The organism is Pseudomonas sp. NY5710 (assembly GCF_013305665.1).
GTDB lineage: Bacteria > Pseudomonadota > Gammaproteobacteria > Pseudomonadales > Pseudomonadaceae > Aquipseudomonas > Aquipseudomonas juntendi.
Genome location: NZ_CP045554.1, coordinates 5,544,970 through 5,557,505, shown reverse-complemented (window position 1 = coordinate 5,557,505; position 12,536 = coordinate 5,544,970). Strand labels below are relative to the sequence as shown.

At 56.9% G+C, this 12,536-nt stretch carries 16 protein-coding genes and 1 pseudogene; 11 read left to right on the top strand and 6 right to left on the bottom strand.

What is annotated here, in order from left to right:
* Positions 1 to 102: 102 nt before the first annotated feature.
* Both GEV39_RS25675 and GEV39_RS25670 read left to right on the top strand, forming a co-directional pair.
* Complete coding sequence (locus GEV39_RS25675; protein WP_013974877.1) at positions 103 to 426, top strand: DUF2790 domain-containing protein; 324 nt, start codon at positions 103 to 105, stop codon at positions 424 to 426.
* Between the two features lie 206 nt (positions 427 to 632).
* A pseudogene (locus GEV39_RS25670) lies at positions 633 to 821 on the top strand (hypothetical protein); the annotation flags it as partial.
* Between the two features lie 298 nt (positions 822 to 1,119).
* Here GEV39_RS25670 and GEV39_RS26700 read toward each other — a convergent pair.
* Entirely contained in the window at positions 1,120 to 1,344 is a 225-nt protein-coding gene (locus GEV39_RS26700) for a hypothetical protein (protein WP_044047187.1), read from the bottom strand.
* Between the two features lie 23 nt (positions 1,345 to 1,367).
* The gene (locus GEV39_RS25660; RefSeq protein WP_013974874.1) at positions 1,368 to 1,589 is read right to left on the bottom strand and encodes a hypothetical protein; all 222 of its coding nucleotides are present in this window, start codon (positions 1,587 to 1,589) and stop codon (positions 1,368 to 1,370) included.
* Positions 1,590 to 1,855: 266 nt separating this feature from the next.
* Here GEV39_RS25660 and GEV39_RS25655 point away from each other — a divergent pair, with 266 nt between their 5' ends.
* Positions 1,856 to 2,443 carry a hypothetical protein gene (locus GEV39_RS25655; RefSeq protein WP_013974873.1) on the top strand — a complete coding sequence of 196 codons (588 nt, stop codon included), beginning with the start codon at positions 1,856 to 1,858 and terminating at the stop codon, positions 2,441 to 2,443.
* A 56-nt stretch (positions 2,444 to 2,499) separates the two neighbouring features.
* On the opposite strand, the gene GEV39_RS25650 is transcribed toward GEV39_RS25655, so the two are convergent.
* Positions 2,500 to 3,918, bottom strand: a complete 1,419-nt coding sequence (locus GEV39_RS25650; RefSeq protein ID WP_013974872.1) for a heavy metal sensor histidine kinase — start codon at positions 3,916 to 3,918, stop codon at positions 2,500 to 2,502.
* Positions 3,915 to 4,589, bottom strand: a complete 675-nt coding sequence (locus GEV39_RS25645) for a heavy metal response regulator transcription factor (RefSeq protein ID WP_044047186.1) — start codon at positions 4,587 to 4,589, stop codon at positions 3,915 to 3,917. The genes GEV39_RS25650 and GEV39_RS25645 overlap by 4 nt, the downstream gene beginning before the upstream one ends.
* Before the next feature lie 699 nt (positions 4,590 to 5,288).
* Here GEV39_RS25645 and GEV39_RS25640 point away from each other — a divergent pair.
* Entirely contained in the window at positions 5,289 to 5,615 is a 327-nt protein-coding gene (locus tag GEV39_RS25640; protein WP_013974870.1) for a DUF2790 domain-containing protein, read from the top strand.
* A 32-nt stretch (positions 5,616 to 5,647) separates the two neighbouring features.
* Here GEV39_RS25640 and GEV39_RS25635 read toward each other — a convergent pair whose 3' ends face one another.
* Both GEV39_RS25635 and merR read right to left on the bottom strand, forming a co-directional pair.
* On the bottom strand, positions 5,648 to 5,998 hold the full coding sequence (locus GEV39_RS25635; RefSeq protein ID WP_044047185.1) for a DUF3147 family protein: 351 nt from the start codon (positions 5,996 to 5,998) through the stop codon (positions 5,648 to 5,650).
* A gap of 181 nt (positions 5,999 to 6,179) precedes the next feature.
* Positions 6,180 to 6,614 (bottom strand): mercury resistance transcriptional regulator MerR, encoded by a 435-nt coding sequence (merR, locus tag GEV39_RS25630; protein WP_003131969.1) that lies wholly within the window; start codon positions 6,612 to 6,614, stop codon positions 6,180 to 6,182.
* A gap of 71 nt (positions 6,615 to 6,685) precedes the next feature.
* On the opposite strand from merR, the gene merT reads away from it, so the two are divergent.
* The 7 genes from merT (at position 6,686) to GEV39_RS25595 (ending at position 12,514) form a co-directional block, all read left to right on the top strand.
* Positions 6,686 to 7,036, top strand: coding sequence for a mercuric ion transporter MerT (gene merT / locus GEV39_RS25625; RefSeq protein WP_003131974.1), 351 nt, complete (start codon positions 6,686 to 6,688; stop codon positions 7,034 to 7,036).
* Positions 7,037 to 7,048: 12 nt separating this feature from the next.
* Positions 7,049 to 7,324, top strand: coding sequence for a mercury resistance system periplasmic binding protein MerP (merP, locus tag GEV39_RS25620; protein ID WP_003131987.1), 276 nt, complete (start codon positions 7,049 to 7,051; stop codon positions 7,322 to 7,324).
* A 71-nt stretch (positions 7,325 to 7,395) separates the two neighbouring features.
* The gene (gene merA, locus GEV39_RS25615) at positions 7,396 to 9,081 is read left to right on the top strand and encodes a mercury(II) reductase (protein WP_003156770.1); all 1,686 of its coding nucleotides are present in this window, start codon (positions 7,396 to 7,398) and stop codon (positions 9,079 to 9,081) included.
* A gap of 17 nt (positions 9,082 to 9,098) precedes the next feature.
* Positions 9,099 to 9,464, top strand: a complete 366-nt coding sequence (gene merD / locus GEV39_RS25610; protein WP_000995360.1) for a mercury resistance co-regulator MerD — start codon at positions 9,099 to 9,101, stop codon at positions 9,462 to 9,464.
* Positions 9,461 to 9,697 (top strand): broad-spectrum mercury transporter MerE, encoded by a 237-nt coding sequence (merE, locus tag GEV39_RS25605; protein WP_003132004.1) that lies wholly within the window; start codon positions 9,461 to 9,463, stop codon positions 9,695 to 9,697. The genes merD and merE overlap by 4 nt, the downstream gene beginning before the upstream one ends.
* The gene (locus tag GEV39_RS25600) at positions 9,694 to 10,683 is read left to right on the top strand and encodes a DUF3330 domain-containing protein (RefSeq protein ID WP_012314201.1); all 990 of its coding nucleotides are present in this window, start codon (positions 9,694 to 9,696) and stop codon (positions 10,681 to 10,683) included. The genes merE and GEV39_RS25600 overlap by 4 nt, the downstream gene beginning before the upstream one ends.
* A 508-nt stretch (positions 10,684 to 11,191) precedes the next feature.
* Positions 11,192 to 12,514: a methyl-accepting chemotaxis protein gene (locus tag GEV39_RS25595; RefSeq protein WP_049277574.1), complete on the top strand. Its 1,323-nt coding sequence runs from the start codon at positions 11,192 to 11,194 to the stop codon at positions 12,512 to 12,514.
* Positions 12,515 to 12,536: the final 22 nt, after the last annotated feature.

The following is a 12,536-nucleotide window of genomic DNA, read 5'->3' as shown; positions in this document are numbered from 1 at the left end:
TAGATGCACTTACCTTTCAAAATTGTAAGTTTCTCGTCATGCCGGTGATGCCTCTGCGTTGCTAAAGTTACGCCCGAGATGATTTGAATTTGAGAGGTTCCTATGAAAAAGCTAATTGTTGCTGCTGCACTTGTTATGTTCTCGATGGCTTCGCAGGCTTATACTTACTCTGAAAGCAAGCAGCTGCAATACATCAAGGAGCATCAGACTGCTGTAGCGAACTATGCCGAGAGAAATGGCAAACCGATGCCGGAGATCCAGGACTACAATTACGGCATGAAGATCGATGTTGCGAAATTCGTGCGTCAGTCCCAAGACCCGCGTACCTGCCAAGTTTACCCGCGATTGATGACCTTCGAGGACTCTCAGGGTACGCTTAAGACGGTTCGCTACTCCATGTACTCGCAATGCATCAACAACAAGTAGTAATTGCTGTGAGTAGAATACTTAGAGAATTCATAAATGCCAGGCAGTGCCTGGCATTTTTTATTGAGCTCGATGAACGTCATTTAGGCTAGATGCCTTAATGACTGCCCCTGGGTTAGCTGTGAAATAAATCTCAACTACACAACAGTAATGTCTTTCAACTGCATAGAGCAGTTTATAGTCTTGCCCCCCAGAAGGGACGAGTTATGAAAAGTTCGCTTGAACGCCCAGATGACCAAGCAGAGCATGAAGGGCTGAGCCATGAGCACGACGGCATCTTTGGCATGAACACCGAGCTGGTTTTCGCGCTGATCTGTGGTGCCCTGCTCGGAGCCGGAGCGCTCGCAGGAAAACTAGGGCTGATCGACTGGCTGCCGCTGGTTCTGTACCTGTCTCGGCGTTGCTCCTGTCCGGTCGGATCAATGAGGTTGGCCGAAGGATCACCAGGGCGCCGCCGCGAGCGTTGATACTGCCAATCATCGGCGTCGACATCATCTATGCCGGGGTGTTGATGCAGAGGCCTCAGAACCAGCGAGATGTCGTTCAGGCCTGGTTGAATGTGCTCAATCGGCCCCTCTGATCTACCCTGGTCGCCGCTCGAATTCCTCGGAGTTCTACAGCAGCGGGAAGTCCGAAAACATCCAGTACCCAGCAAAGTGGCCTCGTGACAGCTCATTCTACCTGTCCCGGCGCTTACTCGACAGCAATGCTGAGCTGCCTGCCAACCTGGGCTGTGTCGAGATCACCGAAGCGAACGCCAGTCAGCTGTTGCTGTGCCGTTGGAAAGACGCCAAGCAAGGTACCGAAGGTCTGGTCGGAGACAGTAATGCGGAAACGCCTCGTACAAACGAAGGTAAAATTCCAGACACAAAAAAAACCAGGTTTTACCCTGGCTTTTTTGTCGATTGCTTTCGTCATTTAAAGTCCTATTTAACCGCCGTTTAGTTATCGGCTTGTTCCTTACCATCCTTGCTTTCTTTCTTTTGCTCTTGAGCGACTTGTTGTTTGTTCTGGTCCGAAGAATCGTCGCTCCATAAGCGAGCCTGTTCATTTCGGAAGTTTTCCTGGAACTGTTTCGCTCGTTCGTAACCACCTTCAGCGTAAGCGGTACCCACGAGACCAAGCAGCAGGCTGCCAATAGCGATAGATTTGACAAATTTCATTGTGTGCCTCGGTTCTTACTAGGCCTGCCTGACTGACGGCCTTTGTTGGTTTGTAGTTTAGGAACGCGAAGCTAACGACAAGGTGAGTCAATAATTACAATTCCGTAATTTAGGCGGCTGGCCGGATGCGCCCAATCTGCAAATCTGGAAGGATCATGTCTATCTCGCTTGTGTCGAGGCTGACTTCAAACTGTTCCGTAAATTACATTTTTGATATCTAACAAAATAAAACCGTGCGCCGTCACCGGCCGCTCTAGGAGATAGCCATGAATGACATAGAGCCTTGGTCAGTTGCCATCGGTGACTTCCGCCGAAGCACTGAAAAACTCACTGTTCAGCTCGATGAGCTGGCCTCCCAGACCAGGGCCTGCAACGCTGTTCTGGAAAAGTCGAACGAGCTGGTGGAGGAGGTTGACCTTGTCAGTCGGCAGATTCAGGAGGAGGTACGAAAGGCTGAGAAAGCCTGGTCCAATGCCGAAGAGGTCGTCATCCGCGCTGCGGCAGAGGCATATTCCGCTGCCGCTCGTGGAGTCGAGACCGCCATCCAACCGCTGATTTCGGAGCTTACTGCCGCGACAAAATTAGCGGATGCCTCGATCCTGGAGCTAAAGCGGGCACCGGTGCTGGCCAAACGTTATGTCATGGTGGTGGCGACAGCATTCTTCATCCTGGCACTGATCTGTGTGTACTCGACCATGCAGTTCATTGAGGCCGCCGGCAGTGTGAGCGCTCAGGAAAAAGTGAATGCCCAATACTTCTCCCACCTGTGGAGAAACGCCAACCCAGAAGAGCAAAAGATCATAAAGTCGGTAATTCTGCGGTCACCTATGGACCCTGTGGTGCTTAGGCACTGAGGCATTGCATAGACAAAAGGCCCGTCGATTGACGGGCCTTTTCAAGTGGGCGCGCTTCAAGCAGCGGTCTTTGCCGACTGCTTTAGCTGGGCTTCGGGAAAGTGAAGGTGGAACCAGGTGAAATTTTCCTCGGTCACTTCCACGCTCGCCGAGCCTTGATGCAGGCTCATGATCGACTGCACGATGGCAAGGCCAAGACCGGTCCCCCCTTCGCTTCGTGCTCGGCTCTTATCTACGCGGTAGAACCGTTCAAACAAATGCGCATGGTGTTCCTTGGCGATCCCGCGGCCCGGGTTGCCGACGCTCAAGGTCGTGCCGCTACCACCGCGTTGCACTTTCACGTAGACCGTGCGACCGCGAGGGCAGTAGCGAATCGCATTTGACACCAGGTTCGAGACGGCTCGTTGAATCATCAGGCGGTTACCGCGCACCACGTCATCACTGCCAGAGATCTGCAGCTGGATCTCGCCATCCTCTGCCGAAATGCTGAAGAGATCACACACCCGCTGAACTTCATCGACCAGGGACACAGGTTCGAACTCCACCATGGATGCCGGATGACTGACCTGAGCGAGGAACAGCATGTCGGAAACCATGCGGCTCATGCGGTCCAGCTCTTCTGTGCACGACTCCAGCACTTCCCTGTACTCGGGAAGGGATCGCTCTCTGGTCAGTGCAACTTGGGCTTTACCCATCAGGTTGGATAGCGGCGCTCGCAGTTCGTGAGCAAGATCGTCAGAAAACTGCGAGAGCTGCTGAACCCCGTCATCCAGGCGAGCCAGCATGATGTTGATACCGTCGGCGAGCTCTTTGAGTTCTGCTGGCATTCCATTAGTCGGCAGACGATGGTCAAGACTCTCGGTGGAGATCTTCGAGGCGACTTTCAGGAACTTGGTCAGAGGCAGCAGACCTCTGCGTACGGTCCACCAGCCGATTGCGAGGATCAGCGCGATGATGAGCGGGGAAATCATCAGGGCCCAGGTGAGCAATGCATCAAGCAGCGCTTCATTGGACGACTGGTCCATAGTCATGTACACGCTGACTTCGGTTCCGTCGCCCAAATTCATGGTGCGAGAAGCTGTCAGCAAGGGGCGGTCCTGGGTGTCGCGCCACTCATGTTCCTTCGGCTGTGCGGATGGTTGAAACTTGTGCACCTCCACGTTGACCTGCTTCGAGCCAATCGAGAGCAGGGGCGTTTCACTCTGCGCCGACTCGAAAATGCTGACGTACAGGTTGTTGTGGCCCATCACCAGATCCACAAGCTGATGTGCGTCTGCGTTGACTCCTGAGATGTCGGAAATCATGGACAGGTTGTGAGCCATGCCCGCCATCTTCACTTCCAGGTCACTGCGGGCATTTCGCTCTAGCGCCTGACCCACCATCAGATACCCGAAGGTGGCGAACAGAAGCAGCAACGCTGCGCTCATCAACCCCACCTTTAATCCCAGCTTTGCAGCCAGGCTGAATGGCCTCATGCGCGTTCCTCAAAAACGTACCCTACGCCACGAAGCGTGTGAATGAGCTTGGTTTCAAACGGGTCATCGATCTTTGAGCGAAGGCGCCGGATAGCGACATCGATGACGTTGGTATCGCAGTCAAAATTCATGTCCCAGACCAACGAAATGATCTGAGAACGAGTCAGCGCTTCGCCCGTCCTGCTCATAAGCAGGTGCAGGAGCGTAAATTCCTTTGTGGTGAGATCGATGCGTGTGCCAGCGCGGAAAACCCGATGGCGCACTGAGTCGAGTTCCAAGTCGGCAATTTTCAGCGAACTCTTCTCGACTAATTCATCACCACGCCGCTGCAGCGAACGGATTCGAGCGAGCAGCTCCGGGAATTCGAAGGGTTTGACAAGGTAATCGTCGGCTCCGCCATCCAAGCCTTTGAGCTTGTCGTTGATGCGACCACGAGCGGTCAGCATGATGATGCGGACCCGGCTGGTTTTCCTGATGGTTTCCAAAAGGTCCCAACCGTCGATGCCAGGAAGGTTTACGTCCAGCAGAACCAACGAATAGACGTTAGTATTGAACAAGTGCAGGGCGTCAACACCATTGTGCACGATATCTACGACATACCCGCTTTCGGATAGGCCCTGCTGAAGATATTCGGCAGTTTTAATTTCGTCTTCCACAACTAGAACGCGCATAACTTATCTCAAGGTGTGAGGAAGGAATTGGCCTAATCCGCCAAGACTGTGGTTGCAGGCAGTTTGAAGGTTCGGCTGAGTGCATGACATCTGGTAGTCGCTACCTCTGTCCATACGCCGGGGTCACCTGAGGACGCTTGAATCTTAACGCGAAGACGCTGGCCGCGGCGAAATCCTACAAATTTGTAATGTAGCCGCAAGATTGCTGACAGTCATGACGGCTTTCCCTACTGAGCTTAGCGGATTCTGTGGCTTGCAGCGGTTATCAGTCCTCAGGACTGACAGGAGGATTCGGCCGAGAGGGGTGGCGTTTCTGCCAAGCTGCTCAGCATTTATGGCGTTCAATCCTACAAGCTCAAGCTCCGAGTGGTAGCAAGCCACCGATCGTTCGCCCCTTTGATAACGGGCTTAAACCGGCCAGCATGCATGGCTTTTCATCTTAATTGGGCAAGAATAATTACTTTACAATCTATTACATGTCCAAATTGTAATTTCACAATCATCTTGTCGTTAGCCGCTTTTGCTAGTTTAAGAACAGCACACAGGCAGCGCTGCTTTGGGCCAGTCTCATCTGAAGCAGCATGGCGGGAGTAACGATACCCTGCTCACGCCAATGCATTCACCTTGGAACCATACGCTCCTTTGGTAAGGTGAATTTTAGCGCCCCGCCATGGGCGCTTTTTTATTAATGGACTTCTCATGAAAACAACTATATCGGCTATTGCCGCGTTCATGCTTTTCTCTGCACTGTCGACAAATGCCCAAAGTAGCGTTCAGATCAACGACGATCTTGAGCAGTCTGCCAGGAAGGCTACAGAACGCTATGCACAGAGCGTGAAGAAACCCATGCCCGAGCTTGAAGATTACGCATACGGTATGGATTTGGACGTTGGCAAGTTGGTGTACGTCTCGCCTAGCGTGCGGTACTGCGGGAATGTGAGAAGCATGATGACTTACGAGGATTCCAAGGGCGAACTGCACATGGTTCGCTACCTCGTGAAAGGTGAGTGCATCAACAGCCGGTAAGCGGTGACCGAGTGCTTTCCTCTACACCCGACTCAAAGCAACTCGATGCCCAATCGCCTTAGAAGTAGGGCAAATCCTCCGAAGCTCGCCATGGTGATGAGGATGCTGGAGATAAGTGTTGGCCAGAATCCCAACTTGGGCAGCAGTGCCGGAAACGCGATAAACATCGGCAGCGTTGGAATCACATACCAGAACGTGTACCAGGCATGATTGGAAATCTTCTCCATGCTCTGGTTCTCCAAGTAGAGCCAGATGAGCGTCAAGACGGTGACCAATGGCAGGGCGGCAACCAAGCCGCCCAGCTTGTCACTGCGCTTTGCCAGCTCAGACACGATAATCACTATCGCGGCAGTGACCAGGTACTTCGTAATGATCCAAGCCATCGCTGAACCTACTTGAGCTAGTGGAGTGGATCTCCTGGGATCATTCGCCAGGCACTCACGACGTGCTTGGGGGAACCGCAGAATTCGGAAAAAATCGTACGCTAAGCTAACGGTGTTCTCGTGACAGCTCTTTGACTAGGCTTTCTAAGGGGTCGTCTCAGAAAACGGAAAATAAAGCACGCTAAGGCATAGCCGAACCTGCCAAGCTTGCTCCACCCTGTAGTGACGCGATCAGCGGGCAGGAAACGTTCCCCCTTCGCGCATGGCAGGCGCACACCAACTCAGACAGCACGGCCTCCATGCGCGCCAGGTCAGCCATTTTCTCGCGCACGTCCTTGAGCTTGTGCTCGGCCAGACTGCTGGCTTCCTCGCAATGGGTGCCATCCTCCAGCCGCAGCAGCTCGGCGATCTCATCCAGGCTGAAGCCCAGCCGCTGGGCTGATTTCACGAAGCGCACCCGCGTTACATCCGCCTCGCCATAGCGGCGGATGCTGCCATAGGGCTTGTCAGGCTCCAGCAACAAGCCCTTGCGCTGATAGAAACGGATGGTCTCCACATTGACCCCGGCCGCCTTGGCGAAAACGCCAATGGTCAGGTTCTCCAAATTGTTTTCCATATCGCTTGACTCCGTACATGAGTACGGAAGTAAGGTTACGCTATCCAATTTCAATTCGAAAGGACAAGCGCATGTCTGAACCAAAAACCGGGCGCGGCGCGCTCTTCACTGGAGGGCTTGCCGCCATCCTCGCCTCGGCTTGCTGCCTCGGGCCGTTGGTTCTGATCGCCTTGGGGTTCAGCGGCGCTTGGATCGGCAACTTGGCGGTGTTGGAACCCTATCGCCCCATCTTTATCGGCGTGGCGCTGGTGGCGTTGTTCTTCGCCTGGCGGCGCATCTACCGGCAGGCAGCGGCCTGCAAACCGGGTGAGGTCTGCGCGATTCCCCAAGTGCGAGCTACTTACAAGCTCATTTTCTGGATCGTGGCCGCGCTGGTTCTGGTCGCGCTCGGATTTCCCTACGTCATGCCATTTTTCTACTGATCGGAGTTCACCATGAAGAAACTGTTTGCCTCCCTCGCCCTCGCCGCCGTTGTTGCCCCCGTCTGGGCCGCCACCCAGACCGTCACGCTGTCCGTACCGGGCATGACCTGCTCCGCCTGCCCGATCACTGTCAAGAAGGCGATTTCCAAGGTCGAAGGCGTCAGCAAAGTTGACGTGACTTTCGAGACACGCCAAGCGGTCGTCACCTTCGACGATGCCAAGACCAGCGTGCAGAAGCTGACCAAGGCAACCGCAGACGCGGGCTATCCGTCCAGCGTCAAGCAGTGAGTCACTGAAAACGGCACCGCAGCACAACGGACGTCATTGTCTGGCGCCACAAACGATAAAGGATCTGTTGCATGACCCATCTAAAAATCACCGGCATGACTTGCGACTCGTGCGCGGCGCACGTCAAGGAAGCGCTGGAAAAAGTGCCAGGCGTGCAGTCGGCGCTGGTGTCCTATCCGAAGGGCACAGCGCAACTCGCCATCGTGCCGGGCACATCGCCGGACGCGCTGACTGCCGCCGTGGCCGGACTGGGCTACAAGGCAACGCTAGCCGATGCGCCACTGGCGGACAACCGCGTCGGACTGCTCGACAAGGTGCGGGGATGGATGGCCGCCGCCGAAAAGCACAGTGGCAACGAGCCCCCGGTGCAGGTAGCGGTCATTGGCAGCGGTGGAGCCGCGATGGCGGCGGCGCTGAAGGCCGTCGAGCAAGGCGCGCAGGTCACGCTGATCGAGCGCGGCACCATCGGCGGCACCTGCGTCAATGTCGGCTGTGTGCCGTCCAAGATCATGATCCGCGCCGCCCACATCGCCCATCTGCGCCGGGAAAGCCCGTTCGATGGCGGTATTGCGGCAACTGTGCCTACGATTGACCGCAGTAAGCTGCTGGCCCAGCAGCAGGCCCGCGTCGACGAACTGCGGCACGCCAAGTACGAAGGCATCCTGGGCGGTAATCCGGCCATCACCGTTGTGCACGGTGAGGCGCGCTTCAAGGACGACCAGAGCCTTACCGTCCGTTTGAACGAGGGTGGCGAGCGCGTCGTGATGTTCGACCGCTGCCTGGTCGCCACGGGTGCCAGCCCGGCGGTCCCGCCGATTCCGGGGTTGAAAGAGTCACCCTACTGGACTTCCACCGAGGCCCTGGCGAGCGACACCATTCCCGAACGCCTTGCCGTAATCGGCTCGTCGGTGGTGGCGCTGGAGCTGGCGCAAGCCTTTGCCCGGCTGGGCAGCAAGGTCACGGTCCTGGCGCGCAATACCTTGTTCTTCCGTGAAGACCCGGCCATCGGCGAGGCGGTGACAGCCGCTTTCCGTGCCGAGGGCATCGAGGTGCTGGAGCACACGCAAGCCAGCCAGGTCGCCCATATGGACGGTGAATTCGTGCTGACCACCACGCACGGTGAATTGCGCGCCGACAAACTGCTGGTTGCCACCGGTCGGACACCGAACACGCGCAGCCTCGCGCTGGACGCAGCGGGGGTCACTGTCAATGCGCAAGGTGCCATCGTCATCGACCAAGGCATGCGCACGAGCAACCCGAACATCTACGCGGCCGGCGACTGCACCGACCAGCCGCAGTTCGTCTATGTGGCGGCAGCGGCCGGCACCCGTGCCGCGATCAACATGACCGGCGGCGATGCGGCGCTCGACCTGACCGCAATGCCGGCCGTGGTGTTCACCGATCCGCAAGTGGCGACCGTGGGCTACAGCGAGGCGGAAGCCCACCACGACGGGATCGAGACCGACAGCCGCACCTTGACCTTGGACAACGTGCCGCGTGCGCTCGCCAACTTCGACACACGCGGCTTCATCAAGTTGGTTATCGAGGAAGGCAGCCATCGGCTGATCGGCGTACAGGCGGTCGCGCCGGAAGCGGGTGAACTGATCCAGACGGCGGCTCTGGCCATTCGCAACCGCATGACGGTGCAGGAACTGGCCGACCAGTTGTTCCCCTACCTGACGATGGTCGAGGGGTTGAAGCTCGCGGCGCAGACCTTCAACAAGGATGTGAAGCAGCTTTCCTGCTGCGCCGGGTGAGAAAAAGGAGGTGTTCAATGAACGCCTACACGGTGTCCCGGCTGGCTCTTGATGCCGGGGTGAGCGTGCATATCGTGCGCGACTACCTGCTGCGCGGATTGCTGCGCCCGGTGGCGTGCACACCAGGCGGCTACGGCTTGTTCGATGACGCCGCCTTGCAACGGCTGTGCTTCGTGCGGGCGGCCTTCGAGGCGGGCATCGGCCTCGACGCGCTGGCGCGGCTGTGCCGGGCGCTGGATGCGGCGGACGGCGACGAAGCGGCCGCGCAGCTTGCCCTGCTGCGTCAGTTCGTCGAGCGTCGGCGCGAAGCGTTGGCCGATCTGGAAGTGCAGTTGGCCACCCTGCCGACCGAGCCGGCACAGCACGCGGAGAGTCTGCCATGAACAACCCCGAGCGCTTGCCGTCCGAGACGCACAAACCGATCACCGGCTACCTGTGGGGCGGACTGGCTGTGCTGACTTGCCCCTGCCACCTGCCCATCCTCGCTGTCGTGCTGGCCGGCACAACCGCCGGTGCTTTCCTCGGCGAGCATTGGGTCATCGCGGCGCTCGGTTTGACCGGCCTGTTCCTTCTGTCCCTGTCGCGGGCGTTGCGGGCATTCAGGGAAAGAGAATGAGCGCTTTCCGGCCGGATGGATGGACGACGCCGGAACTGGCCCAAGCGGTCGAGCGCGGGCAGCTTGAACTGCACTACCAGCCCGTCGTCGATCTGCGCAGTGGTGGGATTGTCGGCGCGGAAGCCCTGTTGCGCTGGCGTCATCCGACGCTTGGACTATTGCCACCGGGCCAGTTCCTGCCCGTGGTCGAATCGTCCGGCCTGATGCCTGAAATCGGCGCTTGGGTGCTGGGCGAAGCCTGCCGCCAGATGCGTGACTGGCGAATGCTGGCATGGCGACCGTTCCGGCTGGCCGTCAATGCTTCGGCGAGCCAAGTGGGACCGGACTTCGACGGGTGGGTAAAGGGCGTGCTGGCTGATGCCGAGTTGCCCGCCGAGTATCTCGAAATCGAGCTGACCGAATCGGTCGCGTTTGGTGATCCGGCGATCTTCCCCGCCCTGGACGCCTTGCGGCAGATCGGTGTGCGCTTCGCCGCCGATGACTTCGGGACGGGGTATTCCTGTCTGCAACATCTGAAGTGCTGCCCAATCAGCACGCTCAAGATCGACCAATCGTTTGTCGCCGGGCTCGCCAACGACCGCCGCGACCAAACCATCGTGCACACCGTGATTCAGCTTGCGCACGGGCTGGGCATGGATGTGGTGGCTGAAGGCGTGGAAACATCGGCGAGTCTTGATCTATTGCGACAAGCGGACTGCGACACAGGACAAGGCTTCCTGTTCGCGAAGCCAATGCCGGCGGCGGCATTCGCCGTCTTCGTCAGTCAATGGAGGGGTGCCACCATGAATGCAAGTGACTCGACCACCACCAGTTGCTGCGTGTGCTGCAAGGAAATCCCGCTCGATGCCGCCTTCACCCCGGAAGGCGCGGAATACGTCGAGCACTTCTGCGGGTTGGAGTGTTATCAACGCTTCGAAGCGCGTGCCAAGACAGGGAACGAAACCGATGCCGATCCGAACGCCTGCGACTCGCTACCGTCAGATTGAGGCATACCCTAACTGGATGTCAGGCAGGGCCGCGCCGCTTAGTCAGAATAGAGTCATCTTTCGCATTTGTCATTTTCAGAAGTCGATTGCACCTAAGGTCAGAAGTCGATTGCACTACTGAGGAAGCCCTCGCTGTTGCGGACTCATGGGCTGGCACGAGAGGATCTCTATAGGTCATGTACATCCGAGCCCCACCCCACCACTCGCAAATTTGTAGGCAAAGGTGTGTCAGGAAAATGAGTAACCTGACGCTAGTCAATCTGGGGTACTGACAGCTATGGCATGCCGCCAGATGGACATTTCATGCTAATAGCGTCTTGCAGGACACGAGTGGTAGCAAATAGACACTAATAGTCGTTGCATAAACTTCCAACATTCAGCATCTTGCAACGGTAACCATGGACGGAGACATTGAGCCGCTTACACCGATGAGCAAGGTTTTTTGGTTGGCAAGCGCGATCACTATGGACGGACTTTCATCGGTTTCCACTTCAGAGCTATTGCCATCGTGCTATTCAATTCTAATAAAAAAAATATCAGCGCCCTGCAACAAACCATCGCCCAGCAAGCCAGTCTGCTCGAAGCCATCAACCGCTCCATGGCGGTAGTCGAATTCGACCTCAATGGCATCGTCCTCCGGGCCAACGACAACTTTTTAAAGACCATGGGCTATCGCCTGGAGCAAGTGCTCGGCCAGCCGCACCGCCAATTCTGCACGCCTGCCTATGCCCGCAGTGGCGAGTACTCACAATTATGGTCCCGTCTCAACGCCGGCCAGTTCGAGTCGGGCACCTTCGAGCGAATTGCCGGCAATGGCCAGACGATCTGGCTGGAAGCCAGCTATAACCCGGTCAAGGACGAGCTTGGTAACGTGGTGAAGGTGGTTAAGTATGCCCTTGACGTCACCTTGTGGGTACAACAGGAGAGTGAAGCCAAAAATAAGTTGCAGGCCATAGACCGGTCCATGGCCATCATCGAGTTCAATCTGGACGGCAGCATTATTGACGCCAACCAGAACTTCTTGGATGTGGTCGGTTACAGTCTGGCCGAACTCAAGGGCAAACATCACAAACTGTTCTGCCGTCCAGCACTGGCCAACGGCAGCGAGTACCAGGACTTCTGGCGACGCCTGAATCAGGGCGAGTTTTTCAGTGGGCAATTCGAACGGGTAGGCAAGCGCGGGCAAACCTTGTGGCTGGAAGCTAACTACAACCCGGTGTATGACGCTAGCGGACGGTTATGCAAAGTGGTGAAGTTTGCTACAGACATCACCGCCAAGATGGAGAAGCATGCGCAGGACGCTCAGAGCGCTAGCGAGGCGTATCACATCTCGGTCGAGACACGCCAAGCGGCTGAACATGGCTCCACGGTGATCCAACAAGCAGCGAGTGAAATGCGGGAGATTGCCTCGAATATCGAAGGTTCGTCAGCCCTCATCACCAAACTTGGCGAACGCTCCGAGCAGATCACCACCATCGTCAACACCATCCGCGGAATTGCCGATCAGACCAACCTGTTGGCTTTGAACGCTGCTATCGAAGCCGCTCGAGCGGGTGAACAAGGTCGCGGCTTTGCGGTGGTGGCCGATGAAGTCCGTCAGTTGGCCGCACGCACCAGTGGCTCGACGGCGGAGATTTCCGGGATGATTGGCATGATCCAGAACGAAACACAGCTAGCCATCAAGAGCATGGAAGGCACCCGTGACCGGGCCACTAAAGGCGTCGACCTGGCGGATCAGGCGGGCGCGGTGATCCAGCAAATTAGCGACGGTGCCAGCAATGCGGTGCAGGCGGTGAGTATGCTGGCCAAGGAGCATGGTCATACCCGGTAGAACTCACGAACAGCCGGATCAT

Coding starts and splice junctions, on each gene's coding strand:
- GEV39_RS25675 (WP_013974877.1), top strand. CDS start 103: ATGAAAAAGCTAATTGTTGCTGCTGCACTTGTTATGTTCTCGATGGCT.
- GEV39_RS26700 (WP_044047187.1), bottom strand. CDS start 1,344: ATGACGAAAGCAATCGACAAAAAAGCCAGGGTAAAACCTGGTTTTTTT.
- GEV39_RS25660 (WP_013974874.1), bottom strand. CDS start 1,589: ATGAAATTTGTCAAATCTATCGCTATTGGCAGCCTGCTGCTTGGTCTC.
- GEV39_RS25655 (WP_013974873.1), top strand. CDS start 1,856: ATGAATGACATAGAGCCTTGGTCAGTTGCCATCGGTGACTTCCGCCGA.
- GEV39_RS25650 (WP_013974872.1), bottom strand. CDS start 3,918: ATGAGGCCATTCAGCCTGGCTGCAAAGCTGGGATTAAAGGTGGGGTTG.
- GEV39_RS25645 (WP_044047186.1), bottom strand. CDS start 4,589: ATGCGCGTTCTAGTTGTGGAAGACGAAATTAAAACTGCCGAATATCTT.
- GEV39_RS25640 (WP_013974870.1), top strand. CDS start 5,289: ATGAAAACAACTATATCGGCTATTGCCGCGTTCATGCTTTTCTCTGCA.
- GEV39_RS25635 (WP_044047185.1), bottom strand. CDS start 5,998: ATGGCTTGGATCATTACGAAGTACCTGGTCACTGCCGCGATAGTGATT.
- merR (WP_003131969.1), bottom strand. CDS start 6,614: ATGGAAAACAATTTGGAGAACCTGACCATTGGCGTTTTCGCCAAGGCG.
- merT (WP_003131974.1), top strand. CDS start 6,686: ATGTCTGAACCAAAAACCGGGCGCGGCGCGCTCTTCACTGGAGGGCTT.
- merP (WP_003131987.1), top strand. CDS start 7,049: ATGAAGAAACTGTTTGCCTCCCTCGCCCTCGCCGCCGTTGTTGCCCCC.
- merA (WP_003156770.1), top strand. CDS start 7,396: ATGACCCATCTAAAAATCACCGGCATGACTTGCGACTCGTGCGCGGCG.
- merD (WP_000995360.1), top strand. CDS start 9,099: ATGAACGCCTACACGGTGTCCCGGCTGGCTCTTGATGCCGGGGTGAGC.
- merE (WP_003132004.1), top strand. CDS start 9,461: ATGAACAACCCCGAGCGCTTGCCGTCCGAGACGCACAAACCGATCACC.
- GEV39_RS25600 (WP_012314201.1), top strand. CDS start 9,694: ATGAGCGCTTTCCGGCCGGATGGATGGACGACGCCGGAACTGGCCCAA.